Genomic DNA, 22,275 nt, shown 5'->3' with positions numbered 1-22,275 from the left:
TCTCTAGCCAAAGCTCACGTGATAGACGGGCGGCAGGTGCACGGAGACTTCGTGCCAGGTCTCGCCCGCGTCGTCGGAAGTCCATAGACCGCCCGTCGTCGAACCCATCGCCAGCCTCGTGCCCCGGGTGTCGATCGCCAGCCCGTGCCGATAGACCAGATCGTAAGCGGGCGCCGGTGGCAGGCCTTCGGAGAAGCGCTCGAACGTGCGGCCTCCATCGCGTGTGCGCGTGACGACGAAGGCGCCATCGACAGGAATACGGCAAGCATCCTTCACTGCCGGGACAAACCAAGCCGTATCGGGGTCTTGCGGGTGTACGGCCACGGCGAAACCGAAGCTCGACGGTTGCGCTTCGATGCGCGTCCAGCGCTCGCCGCCATCGGTCGAGCGAAAAATTCCGCAGTGATGCTGCGTCCAGAGGACATTCGGTGCGGCGTTGCACTGAACGACGCGGTGCGGGTCTTGAACATTCGGTTCGCCGCGCCGCTCCGGCGGCATATAGTCGGCCTCCATGCCCTGTGCCGTGACACGCCACGTCGCACCGCCGTCGGCCGTTTGCCAGACGCCTCCCGATGAAACGCCCACCGTCACATGGCGGCTGTCGCGCGGGTCGATCAGCACCGAATGGATGCCCGCGTGGTCATAACCGCCCCCCATCCACTCGCGACGCTCCGGGCGGTCCCAGAGCGCATGGTTCAATGTCCAGCTTTCGCCGCCATCGTCCGAGCGAAACAGCCCGCCCGGGATCGTGCCGGCCCAGAGCGTGCCCGGCTCGTCGGGGCTACCCGGCTCCAGTGTCCAGATTTGTTCGAGCGACCAAAGCGGCTCCTGGACAGGCGGTACGGCTTCGCCGACCGCGGACGCGGCAGCACTTCCCGCCTCGGCGAGCGCATCGTCCCGACCAGCCATTTGCGCGGCTGGCGCCGATGCGGATGCCTCGGCGCCTTCCGGCTGCGCCGGATAAACCGGCGTGTTGCAGGGCTGCCATTCGCACTCGCCGGCGGCCAAACGATGCAGCTTCACACCGAAATGGCCGAGATTGAGCGCGGCGTAAAGCGTGCCGTCGCGCGGATCGGCCAGCGCCGAGCTTACCGGTTCGCCCACGAAATGATGCTCGGCTTGCTTCCATCGGCCGGGGCGGGCGCCGTCCGTTTCGAAAACGAACAGCCCTTTGCGGGTCCCGACGATCAAGCGATCTCGATTCACGATGTCTGTCTCCGTTTTTATCCGCCTGCCTCAGCCGCCCGAGAGCGCTTGCACGACGTAGATGCGGCTCTCGGCGCCGACCGCATCCGAGAGGTGCCGGCGGTCGCGCACCGGCCTGCCGTCGACGTACACGGCCAGATGCCGGCGCAGTCCGCCCTGGTCGTCGAGAATATACCCGCGCAGCCGCGGCTCGTCGGCGAAGACGGCAGCCAACGCTTCGTCGACCGTGCCGGCCGCAACGTCGCGCTCGGGCAGCGGAATATGGCGCTGAATCGAGGCGGCGAAGAACAGGTGTGCCATGGGGGTGGCGCGCTTCTTAGGTGGGGTGCTTAAGTGTAGTACCGAGCAGGCCCGGGATGCGCTCAATCAAATATTGGCGTCGAACGACTCCGTTGGGTCCTCAGCGGTTGCGCCGCCCTTTACGCCATTACGGTTGTTGCGAACGCGGGTCTTCTCCACGGGCCGCAGCGCCTCCCCATTGAAATGCGTAGCGATACCGAGCCGGCGGAGGCCGATTTTTACGTAATCGGCCTGGAGTTCAATGCCAATGGAGCGACGTCCGAGCCGTTGGGCGACGACGCACGTCGTGAACGTGCCGCCGAACGGATCGAGCACGGTATCTCCGGGGTTCGTGCTGGCTTTGACGATACGCTCGAGAAGCGCTTCGGGCTTCTGGCTCGGATGCGCTTCGTACTCCGGCATGCGGTACCGCACGCGCGGCATGTACCAGGTATTGCCCGGAACTTTCGTCGTCTTGTATGGCGTGGGGACATCCTTTCGATAGTCGATCAGCTTGCGCACGGCGCCTGTGCGCGCTTCGACTTCGATATCGGCCACGTTGAAGGTGTAGTTTTTGGCGTCCTTGACGCAAAAGAGGATCGGTTCGTACAGCGAGCCGAAGTGCTTCTTCGCTTGCACGCCCGAGCTGTCGTAATGCCAGACGATTCGCGACAGGATCGTAATGCGTTCGCGCAGCCACAGGTCGAGATAGGGCATCGCCTGTGTGCTCGTCATGACATAGAGGCTGCCGGTGGGCTTCAGCTTGCGGATGCAGGCATCGAGCCACTCGTAGCACCACTCGGCATAGGCCTTGTCGGAAGACCAGGCGTCTTTGAACTCGCCGAATTGCTTGCCGATGTTGTACGGCGGGTCCGCAAAGATCAGATCGATCGACTCGTCGGCAATGCTGCCCAAAGCGTCGAGGCAGTCGCCATGAAAGACGGTTGCATCGTCACCCTCGAATGTCTCGATCGATCCCATATGGCTATCAACCTCGTTGGAAGGCTGGTTTGACAAGTTGACGCGCATCTTAACAAGGAGACTGGGCCGCTCACCCCACGATGCATCGGACTCCCCGGCGTTCGCCCCGGGCACCCTGGGGAAACAGCGGACTCAAGTTTACGCGCTTTGTTCCGTAAACAAGCTAACTGCCGTAGGCAGCATGTAGCGAGGGTGAGAAGGTCAAGCAAGCCGGCGACATCTAGCCTCTGAAATCTCCGGCGGGAGGCAAACTCCATGACATTGAAACGGGCTCGATTCGCATCGACGTCTCTGATATGCGCCGCGGCAATCGCCTGCAGCGCGTCCGATGCACGCGCGCAGGACGACCCTTCAATGTTTGCCCTGAGCGGTTTCGGCACTTTCGCAGCCACCCATTCGAGCCTGTCCACCGCGGACTTCGCGTCCAACCAGTTTCAGGCCTCCGGCGCCGGCGCCAGCCGCAATGTCGATTTCGAAGACGATTCGAAACTCGGCCTGCAGCTGCAAGCCCATCTGACGAAAAAAATCTCCGCATTGGTGCAAGTCGTCGCACGCGAAGACTATGCGTCGAGGTTTCGGCCCACGCTGGTCTGGGCCAACATCAATTACGCGTTCACTCCGGATTTCAATGTCCGCGTGGGCCGCGTCGAGATGCCGAATTTTCTGGCTGCGGACTACAGCGAAGTCGGATACGCCCTGCCGTGGGTCAGAGTGCCGCGCGCGCTGTATAACCTCGAACCCGTGACGAGCAGCGACGGAATCGACGCATCGTACCGCATGCACTTCGGCAGCGTGACGGATACGATTCGCGTCATCGCCGGCACCACGACTTTTCACACGCCGGGCCCGTTCCGCGCCCGAGGGACAGGCGTGCTGGGGCTCTTCGATACGATCGAGCGCGGCCCCCTTACCTGGCGCGTTGCCTATATGCACGCGCATTTGCAGTTGCCCTTTGGGCCACTATCGTCGACCACGGTCTACATGACAGGGGTGAGCCTCGATATGTCCCAATGGTTCGTGCAAGCCGAGATCGCCCGTCAAACCGCCACCGGCCTTTCGCCCGGATACATCGGCGGCTATGCGACGGCCGGCGTGCGCATTGCTCGAGTGACGCCCTATGTCACCTATGCGCAAGCGCATTCGCTCGACCATACGACAGCCGTCCCGAACATGAATTTCGGAGAGCGGGATCTGTCGGCGGGCGTGCGCTGGGATTTCGCCAAGAATTTCGACTTGAAAGTGCAGTACGACCACGTTTCGGCACCGGCGAATTCCACCGGGTGGTTCACGAATTTCGGGCCGGGATTCCATCTGGGGCCGAGCGCGAACGTCGTGACCGCGGCGGTCGATTTCGTATTCTGAGGCCCAGCCATGCACGCCTCGAGAATCCGACCGTTGCGAGCCCTGCTGCTCAAGGCCTTCTTCGGCTTGTGCGGTTCGTTGTGCCTGACGCCGATATGCGAAGCTCACCTCATCGTCATCGTTTCGCACAAAAGCCCGGTTACGACGCTGACGAAATCCCAAGTCGCCGATATCTATCTGGCACGGACGGCGCAACTGCCCGATGGCACCGAAGCCATTCCGCTCGATCAAGCGGACACCGGTGCCAACCGCAGCGAATTCTATGAGATCGTCACCGGAAAATCGCCGGCGCAATTGCGCGCCTACTGGTCGAAGCTGATCTTCACGGGCAGCGCGCAGCCCCCGCGCGTGTTCAACGATGTGGCCACGATCAAGCGGTTCATAGCCGATCATCCGAACGCACTGGGTTATATCGACGAGCAGGAACTCGATCCCAGCGTGAAAGCCGTGCTCGTGTTGCGCTGACATCAGGCGAAGACATGAGCATGAAAAACGCCTCCGTTCAAATCCGCCGCGACGGTGCGCCGCATTCCGCGCGCGCCGGCTCGCGCGTTGCCCGCATCGTGGCGTCCCTGCGCCGGCGGATAGCCGAAGATTATTTTCTGTTTCCGCTCTTCGCGCTCTTGCTGGTCGGCTCGGCTTGGGTCGGCGCGCTGCATTTGCTCGAGCACGAGCGCGAGGCCACGACGCAAACGGCGACGCAGCTCGCGCGCGGGTTGGCCGATGCATATGAGGCGCAGGTCGTTCGCAGCCTCGAAGCGATCGATCAGACTTTGAAGACCGTCGCTTATGCGTACACGATGTCCGGCCATGCAGCGCTTTCGCAACTGCAAGATCGCGCCATGCTGCCGTCACCCATCGTCTTCCGCATGGCGATGACCGATGCGCGCGGCAATATCGTCGCCAGCACCCAGCGCGGCACGAACGCGAACGTGGCAGCGCAGCCGTATTTTCTGCAATGCAAGAGCGGCAACGCGGATCAGCTTTATGTCGGTCGCACGGAGCGCAATCCCCGTTCCGGGGCGGCGGAGATCATCTTCAGCCGGCCACTGGAAGATGCGTCCGGGCGTTTCGCCGGCATCGTCATGCTCGCCGTCGATCCATCGTATTTCACGAGCGGTTACGACTTCGCTCGAATCGGCGGCGATGGCGTGCTCGCATTGCTAGGCAAAGATGGCGCCATGCGCGTCATGCAGCATGGGGACGCGGTGGACTGGGGGCAAACCATTGCGCAGTCGGCGCTCAGTACGCGATCGACCGCATCGCTCGGTGTTCGGCCCTGGGATGGCGGAACGAAGCGCTTCACCGAAGTACGTGTGCTGCGTGGGTTCCCGCTTATCGTGGTAGTCGGTCTTTCGCAGTCCGAACAATTCGAGCGATTCCAACGCGATCGCAGCAATCAGTTGCGTGCGCTGACTGTTGTCAGTGTGCTCGTATTGATGCTGACCGCTGGTTTGAGCTTGAAGAGCCGGCAGCTCGCCAAAAGCCGCAGCCGCGCGCGGCGGTTGGAGCAGACTTACCTCGTCGCATCCGAAGCGAGCCTCGATGCGTTCTTCGTCTGGGACCTCGTTTCGCGCGCTTCGCATGATGGATCGCGCGCCCTTGGTTCTACGATGGAACTCAGTTTCGTGCTGCGCGAGGTCAATCGTCGCGGGCTCGAACTCATCGGGAAAAGTCGCGAACATGCGCTCGGCATATCGCCCGAGACGCTGTTCACAGGCGCCGACGCGCGACGCATTCGCGACGAATTCGCAGCCGTTTATCGTAGCGATACCTTCGAAGAGCACGAATGGATGCAAACACGCGAGAACGGCGCGCGTCTTTGGTTGCATCGCAGAGTGGTGCGCGTGGACGACGGCCTCGTTGCCATCGTGCGCGATGTCACATCGCGCAAACATGCGGAGGTGCGACGGGCCGAGCAGATTCGCGTGCTCGAGATGATCGCGACGAGCGCACCGCTGGAGGACGTCCTCGATTCGATCGTGCGGGTGCTTCAATCGCAGATCTCGCGCTGCGCGGGCGCCATTATGCTGCGCGACGACGACGGCACACATGTGCGGCTCGGCGCTGCACCGACCCTGCCGCCCGCTTTCGCCGCGCTCGTCGATGGCGAGCCCATCGGCCCCGATGCCAGCCCCGCCACCCTGCCCGTCTACTCTTGCGAGCCAGTGAGCCGGAGCCTCAGCGAACCGCGCATCGCGCTTGCGCTCGCAGGCTCCGCCGTGGCCTTTACCCATTGCCGCGCGCTGCCGATCCTGGGCCACGATGGGCGCGCGGTCGGCTCCCTCGCGTTGTTCGTCAGCGGCGACGCAGAGCCGATCGACGGCAAATCGCAAGCGGCCGAGCTCGCCGTCCGTCTGGCCGGCATTGCGATCGAGCGCACCGCTTCGGAGAAACGCATCCGCCATATGGCGACGCACGATGCGCTAACCGGACTGCCGAATCGCACGCTGATGTCGGACCGGCTCGAACAGATGATGCTGCAAGCGCAGCGATATGAGCGCAGCGTGGCGGTGGTCTTCGTCGACCTCGATAACTTCAAGCTCATCAACGACAGCCTCGGGCATAGCGCGGGCGACGATCTACTCAGGGAAACCGCGGTGCGGATGGCGAACAGCGTGCGCTCGACGGATACCGTGGTGCGGCTCGGTGGGGACGAGTTCGTCCTCGTCATCGACTGCGATCGCAACGACGTGCGTGCCATCGAAACCACCGTCAAACGGCTGCGCGAGGCGATTCTGGAGCCCGTCGAGCTCGCGGGACAGTCCTATCACGTGACATGCAGCATGGGGGTAGCGATGTACCCGGCTGATGGGGACGCCGCCACAACGCTCTTGCAGAATGCCGATGCGGCGATGTATCGCGCGAAGGAGCTCGGCCGGAATAATTATCAGCTTTATGCGCCCGAGATGAATCACAACATTCGCGAGCGGCTGGTTCATCAGGCTCAATTGGGCGAAGCGCTGGCTCGTGGGGAGTTCCGGTTGACCTATCAGCCGCAAATCGATGCGAAAAGCGGCCGGATGTTCGGTGTGGAGGCTTTACTGCGTTGGGATCATCCGACCGATGGAACGATTCTTCCCGCGCAGTTCATTCCGTTTGCGGAGGAATCCGGGCTGATCATCCCCATCGGGGATTGGGTGCTGCGCGAAGCGTGTCTGCAAAACAGACGCTGGCAGGACCAGGGGCTGCCGCCGATTACGATGTCGGTGAATGTCTCGGCGCGGCAGTTCATGCAGGCCGGATGGGTGGAGGCTGTGTCCAGCGCACTTGCCGATACGGGGTTGGCGCCAGAGTATCTCGAGCTCGAGTTGACCGAGAGCCTGTTGATGCAGAACCTCGATCACTCGATCGAGACGATGGAGAAGTTGGAACGGATGGGCGTGAAGCTCGCGATCGATGACTTCGGTACCGGGTATTCGAGCCTTAGTGCGCTCAAGCATCTGCCGGTGGCACGGTTGAAGATCGATCAGTCGTTCGTGCGTGAGCTGCCTAACGATGCGAATGATAGGGCTATTGCTGCGGCGATTATCGCGTTGGGGCAGCGGTTGAAGATGCACGTCATTGCGGAAGGGGTAGAGACGCCGGAACAGGTGAGCTTCCTGCGCGAGACGGGTTGTCACGAGTTTCAAGGGTTTCATTTCAGTACGCCTGTGTCGCCTGGGGAGATTACGACGTGGCTTGCACTGGGGTTGGATCAGGCGGATTGGGTTCGGGCTCGGTCGGGGTATCGGTCCGATGCTTCGCCTGTAGCGGCGGATGATTGGGAGGCGGCTACGTAGTCGCTCCGACCATATGGTAGGCGCGGCAGGACTCTTTCCACACCCGATTGCGGGCGACTGACGACGCGGACTCCATTCTGGGCTGACAGTAGTGCTGCGCGACTCATAGGTCGATGAGTGCACCGAGCAACAATAAGAAGACGTTGATCTGATCTGCTTCCCAGGGACGAGGGGCCGCACTTAATTCATCGTAAGCCGACCCTGGTTTGTAATCCGCCCTTCGGGACGGCGCACCGAGCCACATGGCGTGCAGCCGGGTCGTGAACAACTGCTCCGGACGCAGCCCGCGATACGGTGATCGTTATCGATGACCAGGGATGGCGCGCTGAATATGCCGCGCGAGGTAATGAGGCCATCGGCAGTAGCTGCAAAAGCCAGGTGTCCGGCAACGGCAACTCTCGGTCTTCAGTAGGCCGCCGAATACATTTCGCTGTGGCGATAGCTTCTCCGCAACTTCTCTTGGTCTGGTTTTTCCCTGTTTTGCCGAGCGTTTTAAGGCTCCCGCGCGATGCTTGCGCTTCGAGTTTGCTCGATCAATCAGGGAGGGCTATGTCCAACATGCCTTTGCTTTCCTTTTTCCGGCGTCTATTGCGCAAGAGTGGACCAGCAAAGTTGATGCTACTTACCTCTTCTCTTGGCGCTGCATTGATGTTCACGTGTACCACGCGTGCCGCAATCCTGGAAGATTCCCGCTCCATGGATACCACGCCGATTGAAATTGAGTTAGCGGGTGCGCGCTATCGCATTCCGCGAAACTATTTGTTCAAAGCGGACAATTGGAATGGTGGACCGCAAGAATTGGTCTCGATGCGAGTCGTACACCCCGGCTTCAGACCTTTTGGGCCCGACACGAGAGCATGCATCCTCAAGCTCAGCAGAGCTCGCTGCCGAATATATGAGGTCGCCGTTCTCGATAAGTTTCCATCCAGTGAGGAGGCATTCGATAACGTGCGCACATCGTTCCGCAAGCAGCGCCCGACACGCGGCCCCTATGGATTCGAAGTGTTTGAAGTCGGACCGGATGCGGCGAGATCCGAGTATTACAGAAAGATTGTCGATGGGAAGCCGATCGTTTTTCGTTGCCATGTAAATGAAACCGAAGAGAGCGACGGCGTTTGCCACCATGTCGCTCACACAAAAACGGGAGCGGCGTTGTCATATTTCTTCATGAAAAACAGCGAGCTTGCCGATGCAGTTGAAGTTGATCTTGGTCTGCGCAAACTTATTGATTCATTCTACATAGGGAAATCAAGATGAGCCGATTCGATCTATGAGCTTGCCCTCGCAAAACGAATCCCTTGCTGAGCGTTTAAACTCAAGCAAGGAGAGTCAAGAAGATGAGCAAGACGACGCGGGCGCGCTACACGCTCGAATTCAAGCTGGAAGCGGTTCGGCTGGTCAAAGCCGGCCAGAGCGTTGCGGCGGTGGCTGCGACGCTGGGCGTGCCGGCGCAGTCGATTTCCAACTGGCTGAAAGCTGAGCAGGAAGGCAAGCTTGGCGGGGCCGGCACAAAGCCGGTAAGCCCGGAGCAGATGGAACTGTCGAGGCTGCGCGCCGAAGTCGCACGCCTAAAGATGGAGCGCGATATATTAAAAAACATCCCCAAGGGGCGCGCCCCCCGCCCCAAAGGCAGAAACTCTGGGCGGAGCACTACACTAAGCGTCGTTGAAGGGAGCGGCCGTTCGCTTTTTGGTGATTCATCCCGTTAAAAAACGTGGTCCAGGGACCGATGCGGCCCCAGCATTGGTGACGCCGAAAGGCGATCCCGTTCAGGAAGGTGATCAAACCCGCTGTCCCGCCCTTCGACCTGACCATTCTGATGGCGGAGGGCGAATATGGCGACAACGAAGTCCCGATGCGCCAGCAGCACGGCGCAAATTTCCGTAGTTCATCCGCACGCCGCAGCGATCGACATTGGCGCGCAGTTTCGTGTGGTCGCGGTCCGCCCCGAACGCGACGCCGAACCCGTACGTTCGTTCCGCAGTTTTACGAAAGAGCTTCACGAGCTTGCCGACTGGCTCAAGCAGGTCGGAATTAGCACTGTGGCGATGGGGTCGACAGGCGTCTACTGGATTCCGGTGTTCGATATCCTGGAGGCGCGCGGTTTCGAGGTCGTCCTCGTCAACGCCCGCGACGCGAAGAACGTGCCGGGGCGTAAGACGGATGTGAACGATGCACAATGGCTGCAGAAGCTGCACTCCTACGGTCTGTTGAGAGCGAGCTTTCGCCCGAGCCACGACGTGGCGACGCTGCGCTCCTATCTTCGGCAGCGCGAGCGCCTGCTGGAATACGCAGCGTCCCACATTCAGCACATGCAGAAGGCGCTGACGCTGATGAACGTTCAACTGCATCAAGTGGTGGAGGACGTGACCGGTGCCACCGGCAGGAAGATCATCCGCGCCATCGTCGCCGGCGAACGCAATGCCGACAACCTCGCCAGGTATCGCGACGTGCGCTGCAAAGCCTCGGTCGAAACCATCCGCGACTCGCTGATCGGCACTACCAAGCCGAGCACGTGTTCGAACTCACCCAGGCGCTTGCACTTTACGATTTTGACCAAACCCAGGTCGCGCAATGTGATGAGCGAATTGAGGTCGCGCTCCGACACCTGCAGAAATCATCGAGCGGTGGGAGAAGAACGGGCTGTTGCTGTGGAAACCTGCGCAAGCGGCCATTGCGGCTCTCGAGGCGACGCCGATACACTCGACTCACGAAGCGTTGAGCATCGACGAAGTTGTGGTCTTGGACACATAGTCGACGGCCGAAAACGCAAAAGGCCGCGACGCGGCCTAGAAATGAAAATGCCCGAGTCCACGGATAGCCGACCGTCTGCTGCTAGTCAGGTATTTAGCGTGGTCCTCGGACAGGGGGAATCGTGCGCTACGACGAATGTTTTGTCAAACGGGCCTACCCGTCCGCCCGACGAGGCTGAAAAAGCAGCCGGACTCACGCCCCTGCAACCGCACTAGGCTAAGCAATCCGATCAACGTCGCCCGTGCGCTCGGAATCGCCTCGGGGACTGCGCTCCGTCGGCACCTATCCGTCCGTCGTAGCCCGCGGCACAAGCCCCCCCGCGCTATCGGGGCAAGAGGTCTTGATCCGCCAATCGCACTTCGATCGCGTTCGCGATCTTGACGTGCTCCGGATTGTCGGCAGAAAAGACTTCGTGCCTAACGCTGACGATGATGGTCCCCCTCTGCTTATCGCCTTCGATGACCGGCACGAGTTCAGCCGCTTCCGGTAGTTCTTTTGGCGTGATCGCCCGGTCAAGATAGAGCATCCACCCGGCTCCCGGCCGATTGGGAAATACCTTGTACTGGTGCTCATATATGAGCGGCCCAACTCTGATCTGGGTGCTGGTCGGCCAGATGTCGAGCAAGCCGAACATAAATCGCCGCATGTTCCTGGCGTCGTCGAGTGCCTCCACCTCATTGAATTGGATTCTGACTACGCAGGTTGGGTTGCCAACGTCCGACGACAACGACGTTGTGAACGCGCCGCCGCGGCCCTTTTCTTTACCGGTCCATACACCCGTTATTCGATAGTTCGTTACTGCATCTTTCCTGTCTTGAGCGCGAAGCATTTCCACGACTGCTGGCGTTGGGCCGCTTGCGTCAAAGGCCGGATACTTGAGGGATTTCTTCGGCGTACCGGCGGCGGAAGAGTACCAATTTTCAATGGGTAACCCCATCGGATCGTGTAGTTTTGCAATCTCCCAGAGGTAGTGCAGATGCTCCTCCGGCGAAGGAAGCGTGTCCTGCGGTAGTTGAAAAATTTGCGTTATGTACATGTTACGGATGGAGTCGGGATTCGATCGGAAGTTTTTCGAGCTCGAATTGGCCACTGAAATATTGGTGAGATATCGGCTCTTCGCCATTAGCGGCCCTCCTGCACTCGCTCTGCTTCCTTGAGCAACACGTCCAGTAAGTCGGTGAAGCGGTCCTCGATTGAGGCGCCCGGCTTTTCGAGCCATTTCGAAATCACGGGTTTGCGATAAAAGCCCGGTATCTGCGCCTCGAGATGTAAAAATTCAGCGAGTAGTACGTCCTGTGTTAGCCCCATGCGTTTGGCATCGCGGTACGCTTCAGCGAGCCGGTCCAGCAAGGTGGGATCGTCGCCAAGCTTTGGATTCGCACTGATGGCGTCGTCTCGGATGGCCGCTACGAACTCGTGCTGGTCACTGGTGGAAACTTCTCTCTGCTGTCGGTCTGCGTTTTCAGGCATAGATCGAGTGATGAAAGCGTTTGCCTCCCGTTCGCCGATGCCGACGAGCGGCATGGGCGAACGGTTTGTTTTCTCCAAGGAACCTCAACGGCGCATAGGGCCGTTGCTCCGCCATTGTTATGGTTCGAAGTCGGCAGCGATGTTTGTTGGAGAAAGATCGGACAGAGGGAAGTACGCTCGTGCAACAGGTCAATCACGTGAGTGGGACCGCGACGCGGCCTCCTTCCTGCATTCAAGCGACGGTGATAACAAGCCTGCCGACCTCGACGTCGATCTTGACGCGCTGTCCGGGATGGAAGCCAGCATGCTCGATCCATCGGCCAGCAAGCTTCATCCACGGATAAAGCGGGCGCTCCGTGCGCAGATGCGGGGGTTTATGCCACGACGATAGGAAACGTCGCGATGCCTGAACAGTGACGAACCGTTCCGAGACGACAGGTTGTGACTTATGATTGGCGTCAGCCATGAGCAACTCCTCAGGTGAGTTGGTTGTGGTTAGCGGGTCGTGAGTGCTCGTAACACTCGCGGCCCGCGCTTCGTTTATCGATTGACTGCTTTTCGTCTGCGCACCTTTCAATCAATCATTCTCAAATCACCAACATGAAGATCCTGATCCCGGACGACTATCAAAGGGCCGTTGCGCAGCTCAAGTGCGTCGAATTACTCGCCGATCACGATCTCACGATCCTCGGCGATATGAGCCGAGCCAGCGATGTAGACGCGGTCCTCGCTCGCACCCAATGCCTCGTGCCGATCCGCGAGCGCACTCGCGTCGATGCGGCCTTGCTGGCGAAGATGCCGGCGCTGCTCCTCATCAGCCAGACCGGGCCGGTCGGCCGCCATATTGACATGGCTGCGTGCGATGCGGCCGGCGTCGCTGTAATGCAAGGCACCGGCTCGCCGCATGCGCCGGCGGAGTTTGCGTGGCTGATGATCATGAGCGCCTGCCGCCGCTTTAGCGAGGCCGTCGACGCATTCCGTCAAGGGCAGTGGCAGGTCAACATCGGCAGCGAGGTCTACGGTAAAACGCTGGGCATTCTGGGGTTCGGCAAGTTGGGGAAGAAAGTAGCGCAGTATGCCCACGCATTCGGCATGCATGTACACGTGTGGGGCAGCGAACGCGCCCGTGCCGAGGCCAGCGCAGCCGGCTGCATTGCGAGCGCTAGCCGCGATGCGTTTTTCAGCAGTGCCGACGTCGTCACAGTGCATCTGCGCTTGGCTGACGAGACGCGCGGATCGATTGGCGTGGACGACTTGGCAGCCATGAAAAGCACTGCGGTTTTCGTCAACACCAGTCGCGCCGAACTGTTGGCGCCCGGCGCGCTGGAGATGGCACTGCGGCAAGGCCGGCCAGGGTACGCCGCGGTGGATGTCTATGAATCCGAGCCGATCTACGATCGGCAGCATCCCCTTTTCGACATCCCCAATGTGCTCTGCACGCCGCATCTCGGCTATGTGGCAGAGCAGAGCTACGAGGCCTATTTCCGAAGCGCCTTCTCCAACGTGTTGCAGTTCGCTGCCGGCGACTATGGCTCGGTGCTGAATCCAGCCTTTATCAACAACCGCAGCGCCTGATTGAAAATCGCGGGCCACCGCACGGTGCAAAAGTAGACATACGCCCCACCATTACGGGAACGGCGAACGTTGCTACGGACAATTGAGGAGTCGAGACACATGATGCAGCTCGCGCGATCCATCGAAGCTTATATTCGCGCCAAAGACAACAATCGTCCATATTTGATGGCGCAAGCCTTCGAAGACGACGCGCAGTTGGCCATGGTCGTCGAGACGGATCAGATCGCTTTTCCGGCCACGGCTCGCGGAAAAGCTGAAATATCGTCGGTGCTAGTGACTCAATTCGCCCTGCGCTACGAGAACATTTTTACGTTCTGCCTGAGCGAGCCGCCACCGAAGGACGCAACGTCCTTCGAATGCGGATGGCTCGTTTGCATGACGGAAAAGGAAACCGGGGTCGCGCGAATCGGCTATGGCCGATACCATTGGCAATGTGCGGACGAATCGAGAAAAATCTCGCGGCTTCAGATCACGATCCAGGAGATGGTCGTCTTGCCCAAGCAGGACGCCGGACCTCTTCTTCAATGGGCCGAGCATCTTCCGTATCCATGGTGCCGCCCGGACGATTTAACAAAGGAGGTGCCGAGTATCGATGCCATACGAAAAATCGTGGGCGTCCTCACGTAATCGTGTCAGGAACACGGCGATCTCGAAATCAGCCGCCCCCCTCTCTTGCCACGATACTGAGCTCCTTCTCGGGAGCCGCAACAATCTCGCTCAACCGTGGGCATACAGCACCAAAGGTCAAACGCCGGTTGCCGAAGTCAGCTCGAGCCATCGGCTCTGCGCAAGCCGATACAGCACTTGATGGCGTAGCGGACTGCCGTTGGGAACGAGCGGATGCTCGAAATCGTCACTGGCGTCGCGTTGCATCCCCAGCTTCGCCATAACCCGCATGGACTTCTCATTGGCCGTGCCTGCGTTGGCCACGATCTCGGGCAACTGAAGCGACTCGAAACCGAACCGGATTGCGGCTGCGGCGGCTTCCGGCGCATAGCCAAGGCCCCAGAAGGGCCGAGCGATTCGCCAGCCCACTTCAACTGCTGGCGTGAAATGGGCTTCATAGGTAACGGGGAGTAAGCCGACCGCGCCGACAAACGCGCCGTTTTGCTTAGATTCGACGGCCCAGAAGCACATGCCGTACTTCTTCTGGTTTTCGATTTGACGGTCAATCCATGTGTGATACGCGTCGTACGACGTAAGGGGGAGCAGATGCTCCATGACGCCTTCGTCCGCTGACATGTCCGCGAAAGGCTGTCTGTCCGCGTCTGTCCACGGGCGCAAGATCAACCGCTCTGACTCGATCGGCATGGGGTATTCCAGGAATCGTTTATGTCGAGAATCTTACACTTCGATCAACGTCACGCGGGCCGGATTCGCTCACGCGACTTCACGGGCCATACGACGCGGCTCAGGGTTCGTTGATGCCCCCATTGGGATTATCGAGTACAGATCGACCCGCGGCCGGTGCTAGCCCAGCTGCGGCACTACCCGGTTACGCATCATATTTCTGTAGCCCTCATCTCGTCGGCTTGCGCTGTTCCGGACGATCATCTCGGCAATCTACCGAGGCAGGATGTCTTGATCGGCTAATCGCACCTCGATTGAATTGGCGATCTTGATATGTTCCGGCTCGTCGACCGAGAAGACTCGCTCGCCAACGCTGATGATAAGAGTGCCGCGTTGTTCGTCCTCACGCATAACAGGGACGAGTTCGGCCGCCTCCGGCAACTCCGTTGCAGTGATGGGACGGGGGAGGTACAGCATCCTGCACGAGGTACTCCGCCAGCCTCGCCATGGGCAGCGTATCGGGTGTGAAGCTATCGATTCGGAAGTTAAGTCGTTCCCGTGTGTCCATTTTCGCAACCGCTGGGACGGGAATCCCGTCTCTCACCGACATCTTAGCCGGGAGCTAGAAACCCGCGTGCGTTTCAGCAAGTCGACGAGACGCTGACGACTACTGTCAATTCAGCGGTACCGGCGGAAACGGTACGGCTTGCGTCGGTGGTTTAGGATCGGACGGATTCGATCGACGTCGGTGCCGCCGACTGTTGGCGCTGCGACGTCGCCAATGCTGTTGTTGGCGTCAACCCCTGCGGCCGGCCCATGGGTCGTGGCAGCGAGGGCGCTCGGGTCCGTTGCGGCGTCGGAAACCAACGCGGTTGGTGTCACAGTGCCGGCCGACGCCGCCGCGTCATTCGGCCGCTCGAGCCCGCGCCAGCGTGGAACCGCCGTGTCTTCGCCGCGAGATGCCGGGAAACGCCAGCAGATTCGCCTTGCCGCTGCGCAGGACGATCGCCGGATCGCAAACCCCTTCGAATTCTGTTCCGTCTCCGGCAGGCTCGGCCAAATTCGCTCTCAACGAGAGACAGGCGACGTTGCGCTTGCGTTCGCGCATAGAGTACGCCGATGAGAGTCGCGCCGCATGCAAGGCGTTGGACAATTGTGTCGGCATCGCGGGGAAGCGATAGATCGACTCACGATCTATCTTTTGCTCGCTTGTGCCAACGCGTGGAAATGCCGTGTTCGCGCAGTAGCTTGTGCAGACGCCAATTCTCAACAAGCAGCACGACAATCAGAACCGTCGTCGAGACGGGAAAGTACGATTCGCCGAGATAGTGAATCGTCGCCCATGCGACGCCAGCCAAGACGACCGACGTCAGTAGGAGCAGCCCGCGATCAATGAGCCACGATTTCATGTCTTTCGCGTGCCTTTGCATTGATTCCTCGAATTCGTCCGTCATTCGTCGCTTTGATGGCAGGTGACGCAAACACGGCTCACCAACGCCGTCTTGATCTTAAGGGCGAGTCATTTTCGCCCCCAGCCGTTGGACGCCATCCGAAGAAGCGCCGCGTTCGCGGCCCGGCGATCGAACAACTCTGCGTTGAAGTCTCGCCCGGCCCACAACCTCAAATCGCGCGCTTCTTCGCTTCTTGGGTGCTCGCGTAGCGTGTCGAGAAACCTCTGATACCCGTGCGGACCCCATCGGCTGCTGCCCACGATAATGCAAAATTGGCTACGCCCAAGCCCAGCCATTGGTTCCGGACCAACGTCCCGGCCCGACCGCCTCCCCTTTTCAGCACCGGCTGCGCGATGCGCCTTCGGGCGCATTCCTTGTCGCGCAACGACCTTTCCTTTCGGCGCTCGCCCCAGCTCCCGGAAGGCTCGCTTACCCTAGCGCAACGGACTCAACGAGCATGTTCGCAAGTTGCTTGGGAAAACTCAGGAGTCTGCCCGTTGTACTTCAAGACGGAAACGAGACCGTCGCTGAGGTGCTGGGTGCGGACACCCGCAGGAATATTCTTGCACGCTCCATCGTCAACATATTCCGTACGCGCGAGAACATGCGCCGGCACCTCGTATCGCCGAAGCATCGATATTGCTGGCTCAGGAAGCATTGCCAAGCCAACGGCGAGGAACAATAAGCCGATTGGCGTGAAGAACGAAATCGCATCGGGCAATATCGGTTCCGCCTTTCCGGCATCACGACGACGTAATAGATCTCTGAGAGGCACAACGCCAGCCAACATGCGGCCGATCATGCGCGGCCACGCTGCGAATAGCACGACCACGGCACACACAACCATCAATAGGCTCGCGAATTGCAGCATCCGGAGGATCGTGTACGGTCCAGACATGACACCGACGAAAGTCGGGAAGTACTTTGCATCTGCGTGAGTCAGTTCGCGCGCCGTAGCAATCGCGTCGCCACGACCGACGCAGTAGGCGATGGATAGGGCACCCGCATACACGATCTTTCCAATCGTCCGGCTCCAGGTGAGCTTGACAAGTGTCCTGACCGCGGTAGAGACGTGCCGGAGCGATGCAATGGCGATCATCCCGCCCACTACCACTCCGAACGAAGTCATCGGCGTTCCGCTTGCTTGAAATGCCATCAGCGCCATCCAGCCCGTTGCGAGCATTAACGCGATGCCGTATAGAAACGGTACATCGGGAGGCACTCTTTTCATACGCTTCGGAAAACGCTGACTGCGGATGCCGTAGATGGCATAAAGTGTGCGGGTCGGCCGGAAGTGGGCCTTCCACTCGCGGAAGAGATTAACTGCGAATAAAAGCAGTATTCCCGCACCGAGTACTTTCGGCGCGGTTATCGGAAACCAACGCATCGATAGGATCATGGCGAGTAGGATCAGGGCTCCGCGCGTCGTTCCGTTGCGCAACATCGAGGCAAGGAGATTCATTCGAAATCGTCCTCCACAAATCGCTTTTGGCTAAGCTGGCCGCCAGTAGCATTGTGGGAGATCACGCCCCAAGCTTTCGCCCTGTCAAGGTTAGTAGTTGACGTGACCGGCCGCTTTTTCGCATATAAGCATGCCCTTGCCAGACTCGTGGGCGATATGGCACTCTCCTTTTCTCAATCGATTAGCGCGAGCCCTTGAGGAAGTAGCCATGTCGCCTACGCATCACGAGCATACAGCGCAGCACCACGGGAAAAAGCACGTCCCGAAGCATCACGAAGAACCGCCCTATGTGCGAGCCTTTATCGATGCACACCTGCAAGCGGCGCAGGCCATTCAGCGCAAATATCAAGTGCCGGCGGGCGTGGTGCTCGCGCAGTCAGCGCTTGAGAGCAATTGGGGCCGTTCAGTTGTCGGGAACGCCTATTTCGGGGTGAAAGGCCGAGCGCCGTCCGGAGCGAGCACGAGCTTCACGACGCACGAAGTAGTCAACGGCAAAGCTATCAAGATTAATGACGCCTTTCGCGCGTATGGTAGCTACGAGGACGCAGCCGACGACTACGCCAGTATGTTGCGCAATAACCCGCGCTTTCGCACGTGCTTCCTGAACACCAGCAGCTCGCAGTTCGCGGTCGCTCTCGCGCGCAACGGCTATGCGACAGACCCGATCTATGCGCACAAGCTCAACGCCATCATCCGCGCGCACAAGCTCGACCAGTACGACGAAAAATGGGTCTGCCGATGATACGCGGAGCGATTGCCGCCGCAGCTCTACTCGTGAGCTGCCACACCTGGGCCAGCGGGCCCGCAGTCGCCACGGATAGCGAGGCGGCAACGAAGGCCGCTGACATCACGCGCGAGTATCGTTTATCGAAGGACAAGACTGAGTGTTTGCTCTTCGATACGGCCGACAAAGGAAGCTATTTTCTGGTTCGCGTACGGGAGAATCACACGGAGGCATGCGGTGGCGTGCCGGAAGTATCGCCGGCGCTGTTCTTTTTGAAAATCCGTAAACGCGACGGCTATGCCGTCACGACCGCCTACGACAGTGAGCATTATCGACCGCTTAGGCCGCGTCATAAGCGCTAGCGAACGTGTCCACGCCCGCTATCACTGGGCCAATTTGGCCTCAAGACCAGGGTGCAGAAGCCATGGCACAAGCGTTTGCCGAGGCTGCAGCTGCGAGCGGCTCGGCGTCGTGCAGGTGCTCGGTCACGCACTACCTCTGAAAGCATGAAGGATTACAGACAAATCGCCGCATGGCGTTAATTTCATTGGGCGGAGGGCTATCCAACTAAGCCACACAACGCCGTCTAAATAAGGGCTTTATTGACATCAACTTTGAAGTTGCCCCCAGAGTTGCCCCCAAGAATCCAGAACTGGCGCCACATACGGCATTGGGCTTCAGCGTATCGTTTCAGACGTCAATCTCTGCCCAGCAAGCCACGTCCGAATTTTAGCGGCTCAATGAGCCTGTTCGCTCATGAATTCCTAGCGTACAACCTATAGATGCCGCTCAACGTCAATGCGTTGAGCAACACCTTTTGCCCTTCCCGACTGTGCCAAGAACGGATGCTAGCCCTGAAGCCCCCTGCTAACTGGGCCTCCACCTGTGCTGCAATACCTCCTGCAGGGTTGGCTTGGCTGCGCCCCGGGCCAGTGACGCGAACCAGTCTTGACGAACAGAGATTTTGGCCGCAGCATCAAGCCGACTCGATCGATTGATGCTGCAACATAAGGACGCCCTTCGACGAGAAGTGGTGCTGATATAACCGGTGGAACTCGTATGGCGCGACGATCTGGATGAGAGACGCGCGACAAACAAGATGAGAATGTCGCGGTGACGCTGATGATGCCGACGTTGATTGACGCTGGCAAGCGCCGCGCGTCAATCTGCGAGGTCGATCGAGTAACGCGTGACGATGGCCGTCAAGATGCGCTTGACGGACTGGCGTTTGGCCTCGATCAGCGGCGTCGCCACGGTCCCAGTATCGAGCGCCGCTAAGTCCTGCCCGAGCAAGGTCAACAGCGTCACGCGTGACGCGGTGACTTCGTCCCCGATCGCATCGATGACGGCGCGTTTGCGCCGCAATCGATACGCGCGTTGCCGTTGTGCGGCAGTGCGCCCAGCGGGCCTCTCGCCCGCGTTATCGGGCGCGCCGTCACGCGTTACGCTCGTCAGTTGCGAGCCCATATTCATCACTGATCCTCCTGGCGCGACGGCACGCCGACATTGTTCGGCGTGGCGAAGTTAGCGGGACGTCCTGGTCCCTGCTGCTTGCGCTGCAAGGCGGTACGCCGGCGATAGCTTTCGACGTTCAGCTCGAAGATGGTCGAGTGATGGACCAGCCGATCGACGGCGGCCAGCGTCATGGCCGGGTCGGGGAAGACCTTGTTCCATTCGCCAAAGGGCTGATTGGCGGTAATGAGAAGGGAACGGCGCTCGTACCTGGCGCTGATCAGCTCGAACAACACCGACGTTTCGGCTTGGTCCTTGGTGACGTATGCCAGATCGTCCAGGATGAGCAGATCGAAGCGATCGAGCCGGTTGATGGCCGACTCCAGGGCCAACTCGCGGCGCGCCACCTGTAACCGTTGGACGAGATCGGAGGTGCGAGCGAACAGCACCTTCCAACCCTTCTCCACGAGGCTCAAGCCGATCGCCGACGACAGGTGCGACTTGCCTCCTCCGGGCGGCCCCATCAGAATCAAATTGGCGCCGTTTCGCAGCCAGCCGTCGCCGGCGCATAGCGCCGACACTTGCGCCTTGGACACCATCGGCACCGCGTCGAAGTCGAAGTTCTCCAGCGTCTTGCCCGGCAGCAGTTTGGCGTCCGCGAGGTGACGTTCGATACGGCGTCGATCGCGCTCGGCGATCTCGTGTTCGGCCAGCGCCATCAGTAGGCGCGCCGCAGGCCAGCCTTCCTTATCGGAGCGTTCGGCGAAGCTCGGCCACATGAGCTTGATGGCAGGCAGGCGCAATTCGCTGAGCAGCAGCGACACGCGGGTAGCATCGAAGTCGTGGCTCATGCTGCGGCCTCCATATCGAAGCTGAGCAGGGCCTCGTAATCGCGCAACGAAGCGAGCTGCACGTGCACGTGCGGCACACTCGCCGGGTCCGGTGCGAAGCGCGAGCGCAGCGCTTGTAGATCAGGCAATTGCCCCTGGGCGAGGTACTGCTCCAAATCCTGCGCCAATTGCGCCTCGCAGGCGCGCTCATGGGCCATGCTCAGCAGCTCCACCATGGTCTTGCATGCCGTGCGCGGCGGCAGTTGCTCGCACAGGCGATCGAACGTCAATCGGTAGGCCTCGCGCGGAAACAGTTGGTCGCGGTAGATCAGGTTCATCAGTGCCATTGGCTTGCGGCGTAACGCGTGAATGACGTGTCGATAGTCAATGACGTGTCCGTGCTTGCCGTTCACGCCCGGACGCCCGCGCCGTAGCGTCATCAAGGCTGTGCCGCCCAGAAACAACTCAAGTCGGTCGTCGTATAGGCGTACGCGCAGCCGATGGCCGATCAACCGCGACGGGACGGTGTAGAACACCTTGCGCAAAGTGAAGCCGCCGGTGGAGGTCACATATACGCGCGTTTCCTCGTAGTCGCTGGTGCGCTGACCCGGCAGCGGTTGCAGGAAGGCCCGCTCGGCTTCGATGCGCTTGCCATTGCGCGCGTTCTGGCGGCTGACGATCTCATCGACGAAGCGGCGATAGTCGGCCAGATCGATGAACTCGGTACTGCCGCGCAGCAGCAGCGCGTCACGGATGGCATTCTTGAGGTGACCGTGCGGGCTCTCGATGGAGCCGTTCTCATGGGCGACGCCGCGGTTGTTGCGAGTCGGTTGCATGCCGTAGTGAGCGCACAGCGCTTCGTAACGCGTGGTCAGATCGTCGCGTGCTTCGCGATCAAGATTGCGGAATGCCGCAGACAGACTGTCACTGCGGTGTTCGCGGGGCGCGCCACCGAGCGCCCATAACGCGTTCTGTAGCCCTTCGGCAAGCGCGACATAGCTCTCGCCGCCGAGAATGACGTGAGCGTGCTCGAAGCCCGAACAGGCTAAACGGAAGTGGTACAGGCGGTGATCCAGCGCGACACCCGCCACGCTCACGCCCAGGCTTTGCATGTCGGTAAAGTCGGACAGCCCGAGTCGGCCGGGCTCATGAACCTGGCGGAAGATGACGTCGTGCTCCTCGCCATGCATCGCGCGCCAATCGCGGATGCGTCGCTCCAATGTTCGTCGCACCGTGCGCGACAAACTCGGATGTCGCCGAAGCATCTCCTCGAGCACTGCCACCGGCCGAATACCCGGAGCAGAGCACAGCAGCGGCACAATCTCCGCGTCAAAGATCTCGGCCAACGGGTCCGGACGTCGGCGCTCGCGCGGCGCCTTCTTCTGCGACGGCAACCGCAAATCCTGTTCGATGCGATAGGCTGTGGCCACGCTAAATCCCGCGCGTGCGGCCGCCGTGGACGGTCCTTCCGTGCGTCTGTACTTCATGTAGAGCCTCATCTGGTGGTCGTTGACGTGTCGTCCGGGCACGGCGAGCCTCCCTTGCAAGGAAGACTCGTTCATACCCGATCCACCGCGACCACCGACAGGGCTCTGCGCTAAAGGCGAGCACTCCCGGCGCGGCGCTGCGGCGCCGGTTCCGGGCTACGCCCGTCACC

23 protein-coding genes and 1 pseudogene are annotated in these 22,275 nt (G+C 60.4%); 10 read left to right on the top strand and 14 right to left on the bottom strand.

Annotation, left to right across the window (positions count from 1 at the left end; all coding sequences use genetic code 11):
- Positions 1-3: 3 nt before the first annotated feature.
- From ACR9ZC_RS08110 to yhdJ, 3 genes are all read right to left on the bottom strand, one after another.
- The gene (locus ACR9ZC_RS08110) at positions 4-1,206 is read right to left on the bottom strand and encodes a WD40/YVTN/BNR-like repeat-containing protein (protein WP_481579923.1); all 1,203 of its coding nucleotides are present in this window, start codon (positions 1,204-1,206) and stop codon (positions 4-6) included.
- A gap of 30 nt (positions 1,207-1,236) precedes the next feature.
- The gene (locus ACR9ZC_RS08105; protein ID WP_481579922.1) at positions 1,237-1,506 is read right to left on the bottom strand and encodes a MoaD/ThiS family protein; all 270 of its coding nucleotides are present in this window, start codon (positions 1,504-1,506) and stop codon (positions 1,237-1,239) included.
- A 66-nt stretch (positions 1,507-1,572) separates the two neighbouring features.
- Positions 1,573-2,466, bottom strand: a complete 894-nt coding sequence (gene yhdJ / locus ACR9ZC_RS08100) for an adenine-specific DNA-methyltransferase (RefSeq protein ID WP_481579921.1) — start codon at positions 2,464-2,466, stop codon at positions 1,573-1,575.
- 354 nt (positions 2,467-2,820) lie between these two features.
- On the opposite strand from yhdJ, the gene ACR9ZC_RS08095 reads away from it, so the two are divergent.
- From ACR9ZC_RS08095 to ACR9ZC_RS08070, 6 genes and pseudogenes are all read left to right on the top strand, one after another.
- Positions 2,821-3,828, top strand: coding sequence for a hypothetical protein (locus ACR9ZC_RS08095; RefSeq protein ID WP_331566740.1), 1,008 nt, complete (start codon positions 2,821-2,823; stop codon positions 3,826-3,828).
- Positions 3,829-3,837: 9 nt separating this feature from the next.
- Positions 3,838-4,293 (top strand): type 2 periplasmic-binding domain-containing protein, encoded by a 456-nt coding sequence (locus ACR9ZC_RS08090; protein WP_481579920.1) that lies wholly within the window; start codon positions 3,838-3,840, stop codon positions 4,291-4,293.
- Between the two features lie 14 nt (positions 4,294-4,307).
- Complete coding sequence (locus ACR9ZC_RS08085) at positions 4,308-7,610, top strand: bifunctional diguanylate cyclase/phosphodiesterase (RefSeq protein ID WP_481579919.1); 3,303 nt, start codon at positions 4,308-4,310, stop codon at positions 7,608-7,610.
- A gap of 549 nt (positions 7,611-8,159) precedes the next feature.
- The gene (locus ACR9ZC_RS08080; protein ID WP_481579918.1) at positions 8,160-8,867 is read left to right on the top strand and encodes a hypothetical protein; all 708 of its coding nucleotides are present in this window, start codon (positions 8,160-8,162) and stop codon (positions 8,865-8,867) included.
- 80 nt (positions 8,868-8,947) lie between these two features.
- Positions 8,948-9,205, top strand: a pseudogene (locus ACR9ZC_RS08075) (transposase); the annotation flags it as partial.
- Positions 9,206-9,445: 240 nt separating this feature from the next.
- On the top strand, positions 9,446-10,579 hold the full coding sequence (locus ACR9ZC_RS08070; protein ID WP_481579917.1) for an IS110 family transposase: 1,134 nt from the start codon (positions 9,446-9,448) through the stop codon (positions 10,577-10,579).
- Between the two features lie 107 nt (positions 10,580-10,686).
- Here ACR9ZC_RS08070 and ACR9ZC_RS08065 read toward each other — a convergent pair whose 3' ends face one another.
- The 3 genes from ACR9ZC_RS08065 to ACR9ZC_RS08055 all read right to left on the bottom strand — a co-directional run bounded on the left by ACR9ZC_RS08065 (position 10,687) and on the right by ACR9ZC_RS08055 (position 12,300).
- Entirely contained in the window at positions 10,687-11,487 is an 801-nt protein-coding gene (locus tag ACR9ZC_RS08065) for an Imm52 family immunity protein (RefSeq protein ID WP_481579916.1), read from the bottom strand.
- Positions 11,487-11,912, bottom strand: coding sequence for a hypothetical protein (locus ACR9ZC_RS08060; protein WP_481579915.1), 426 nt, complete (start codon positions 11,910-11,912; stop codon positions 11,487-11,489). The genes ACR9ZC_RS08065 and ACR9ZC_RS08060 overlap by 1 nt, the downstream gene beginning before the upstream one ends.
- Positions 11,913-12,066: 154 nt before the next feature.
- Positions 12,067-12,300 carry a SymE family type I addiction module toxin gene (locus ACR9ZC_RS08055; RefSeq protein ID WP_481579914.1) on the bottom strand — a complete coding sequence of 78 codons (234 nt, stop codon included), beginning with the start codon at positions 12,298-12,300 and terminating at the stop codon, positions 12,067-12,069.
- Between the two features lie 134 nt (positions 12,301-12,434).
- Here ACR9ZC_RS08055 and ACR9ZC_RS08050 point away from each other — a divergent pair, with 134 nt between their 5' ends.
- Together ACR9ZC_RS08050 and ACR9ZC_RS08045 are read left to right on the top strand one after the other, a co-directional pair.
- A complete protein-coding gene (locus tag ACR9ZC_RS08050; protein ID WP_481579913.1) occupies positions 12,435-13,409 on the top strand; it encodes a D-2-hydroxyacid dehydrogenase family protein in 975 nt (324 codons plus the stop codon).
- 99 nt (positions 13,410-13,508) lie between these two features.
- A complete protein-coding gene (locus tag ACR9ZC_RS08045) occupies positions 13,509-14,036 on the top strand; it encodes a hypothetical protein (RefSeq protein ID WP_481579912.1) in 528 nt (175 codons plus the stop codon).
- Positions 14,037-14,153: 117 nt separating this feature from the next.
- Here the strand turns inward: ACR9ZC_RS08045 and ACR9ZC_RS08040 are convergent, their stop codons facing one another.
- From ACR9ZC_RS08040 to ACR9ZC_RS08020, 5 genes are all read right to left on the bottom strand, one after another.
- Positions 14,154-14,720 carry a GNAT family N-acetyltransferase gene (locus ACR9ZC_RS08040; protein ID WP_481579911.1) on the bottom strand — a complete coding sequence of 189 codons (567 nt, stop codon included), beginning with the start codon at positions 14,718-14,720 and terminating at the stop codon, positions 14,154-14,156.
- A 252-nt stretch (positions 14,721-14,972) separates the two neighbouring features.
- Complete coding sequence (locus tag ACR9ZC_RS08035; protein WP_481579910.1) at positions 14,973-15,176, bottom strand: hypothetical protein; 204 nt, start codon at positions 15,174-15,176, stop codon at positions 14,973-14,975.
- A 427-nt stretch (positions 15,177-15,603) separates the two neighbouring features.
- A complete protein-coding gene (locus tag ACR9ZC_RS08030; protein WP_481579909.1) occupies positions 15,604-15,807 on the bottom strand; it encodes a hypothetical protein in 204 nt (67 codons plus the stop codon).
- 79 nt (positions 15,808-15,886) lie between these two features.
- Positions 15,887-16,153, bottom strand: a complete 267-nt coding sequence (locus tag ACR9ZC_RS08025) for a hypothetical protein (protein WP_481579908.1) — start codon at positions 16,151-16,153, stop codon at positions 15,887-15,889.
- A 445-nt stretch (positions 16,154-16,598) separates the two neighbouring features.
- A complete protein-coding gene (locus tag ACR9ZC_RS08020) occupies positions 16,599-17,612 on the bottom strand; it encodes a hypothetical protein (protein WP_481579907.1) in 1,014 nt (337 codons plus the stop codon).
- Positions 17,613-17,742: 130 nt separating this feature from the next.
- Here ACR9ZC_RS08020 and ACR9ZC_RS08015 point away from each other — a divergent pair, with 130 nt between their 5' ends.
- Entirely contained in the window at positions 17,743-18,354 is a 612-nt protein-coding gene (locus ACR9ZC_RS08015; protein WP_481579906.1) for a glycoside hydrolase family 73 protein, read from the top strand.
- Positions 18,339-18,698 carry a hypothetical protein gene (locus ACR9ZC_RS08010; protein ID WP_481579905.1) on the top strand — a complete coding sequence of 120 codons (360 nt, stop codon included), beginning with the start codon at positions 18,339-18,341 and terminating at the stop codon, positions 18,696-18,698. The genes ACR9ZC_RS08015 and ACR9ZC_RS08010 overlap by 16 nt, the downstream gene beginning before the upstream one ends.
- 799 nt (positions 18,699-19,497) lie before the next feature.
- Here ACR9ZC_RS08010 and ACR9ZC_RS08005 read toward each other — a convergent pair.
- The 3 genes from ACR9ZC_RS08005 to istA are packed head-to-tail and all read right to left on the bottom strand — an operon-like array spanning position 19,498 to position 22,147.
- Positions 19,498-19,809: a hypothetical protein gene (locus ACR9ZC_RS08005; protein ID WP_481579904.1), complete on the bottom strand. Its 312-nt coding sequence runs from the start codon at positions 19,807-19,809 to the stop codon at positions 19,498-19,500.
- Entirely contained in the window at positions 19,809-20,639 is an 831-nt protein-coding gene (gene istB / locus ACR9ZC_RS08000; protein WP_481579903.1) for an IS21-like element helper ATPase IstB, read from the bottom strand. The genes ACR9ZC_RS08005 and istB overlap by 1 nt, the downstream gene beginning before the upstream one ends.
- The gene (gene istA / locus ACR9ZC_RS07995; RefSeq protein WP_481582621.1) at positions 20,636-22,147 is read right to left on the bottom strand and encodes an IS21 family transposase; all 1,512 of its coding nucleotides are present in this window, start codon (positions 22,145-22,147) and stop codon (positions 20,636-20,638) included. The genes istB and istA overlap by 4 nt, the downstream gene beginning before the upstream one ends.
- Positions 22,148-22,275 lie beyond the last annotated feature (128 nt).

This window comes from Trinickia sp. HAY1-2D (genome assembly GCF_056754935.1).
Note: the sequence above shows the minus strand (reverse complement) of the source record. Positions and strands in the feature narration are given on the sequence as shown.

What these genes read in the sequence shown, in the direction of transcription:
- ACR9ZC_RS08045 (WP_481579912.1), top strand. Translation starts at nt 13,509, where the DNA reads ATGATGCAGCTCGCGCGATCCATCGAAGCTTATATTCGCGCCAAAGAC.
- ACR9ZC_RS08070 (WP_481579917.1), top strand. Translation starts at nt 9,446, where the DNA reads ATGGCGACAACGAAGTCCCGATGCGCCAGCAGCACGGCGCAAATTTCC.
- istB (WP_481579903.1), bottom strand. Translation starts at nt 20,639, where the DNA reads ATGAGCCACGACTTCGATGCTACCCGCGTGTCGCTGCTGCTCAGCGAA.
- yhdJ (WP_481579921.1), bottom strand. Translation starts at nt 2,466, where the DNA reads ATGGGATCGATCGAGACATTCGAGGGTGACGATGCAACCGTCTTTCAT.
- ACR9ZC_RS08090 (WP_481579920.1), top strand. Translation starts at nt 3,838, where the DNA reads ATGCACGCCTCGAGAATCCGACCGTTGCGAGCCCTGCTGCTCAAGGCC.
- ACR9ZC_RS08015 (WP_481579906.1), top strand. Translation starts at nt 17,743, where the DNA reads ATGCCCTTGCCAGACTCGTGGGCGATATGGCACTCTCCTTTTCTCAAT.
- ACR9ZC_RS08035 (WP_481579910.1), bottom strand. Translation starts at nt 15,176, where the DNA reads ATGCTGTACCTCCCCCGTCCCATCACTGCAACGGAGTTGCCGGAGGCG.
- ACR9ZC_RS08050 (WP_481579913.1), top strand. Translation starts at nt 12,435, where the DNA reads ATGAAGATCCTGATCCCGGACGACTATCAAAGGGCCGTTGCGCAGCTC.
- ACR9ZC_RS08030 (WP_481579909.1), bottom strand. Translation starts at nt 15,807, where the DNA reads ATGCGCGAACGCAAGCGCAACGTCGCCTGTCTCTCGTTGAGAGCGAAT.
- ACR9ZC_RS08095 (WP_331566740.1), top strand. Translation starts at nt 2,821, where the DNA reads ATGTTTGCCCTGAGCGGTTTCGGCACTTTCGCAGCCACCCATTCGAGC.
- ACR9ZC_RS08025 (WP_481579908.1), bottom strand. Translation starts at nt 16,153, where the DNA reads ATGACGGACGAATTCGAGGAATCAATGCAAAGGCACGCGAAAGACATG.
- ACR9ZC_RS08055 (WP_481579914.1), bottom strand. Translation starts at nt 12,300, where the DNA reads ATGGCTGACGCCAATCATAAGTCACAACCTGTCGTCTCGGAACGGTTC.
- ACR9ZC_RS08040 (WP_481579911.1), bottom strand. Translation starts at nt 14,720, where the DNA reads ATGCCGATCGAGTCAGAGCGGTTGATCTTGCGCCCGTGGACAGACGCG.
- ACR9ZC_RS08080 (WP_481579918.1), top strand. Translation starts at nt 8,160, where the DNA reads ATGTCCAACATGCCTTTGCTTTCCTTTTTCCGGCGTCTATTGCGCAAG.
- ACR9ZC_RS08065 (WP_481579916.1), bottom strand. Translation starts at nt 11,487, where the DNA reads ATGGCGAAGAGCCGATATCTCACCAATATTTCAGTGGCCAATTCGAGC.
- ACR9ZC_RS08020 (WP_481579907.1), bottom strand. Translation starts at nt 17,612, where the DNA reads ATGAATCTCCTTGCCTCGATGTTGCGCAACGGAACGACGCGCGGAGCC.
- ACR9ZC_RS08105 (WP_481579922.1), bottom strand. Translation starts at nt 1,506, where the DNA reads ATGGCACACCTGTTCTTCGCCGCCTCGATTCAGCGCCATATTCCGCTG.
- ACR9ZC_RS08010 (WP_481579905.1), top strand. Translation starts at nt 18,339, where the DNA reads ATGGGTCTGCCGATGATACGCGGAGCGATTGCCGCCGCAGCTCTACTC.
- ACR9ZC_RS08085 (WP_481579919.1), top strand. Translation starts at nt 4,308, where the DNA reads ATGAGCATGAAAAACGCCTCCGTTCAAATCCGCCGCGACGGTGCGCCG.
- ACR9ZC_RS08005 (WP_481579904.1), bottom strand. Translation starts at nt 19,809, where the DNA reads ATGAATATGGGCTCGCAACTGACGAGCGTAACGCGTGACGGCGCGCCC.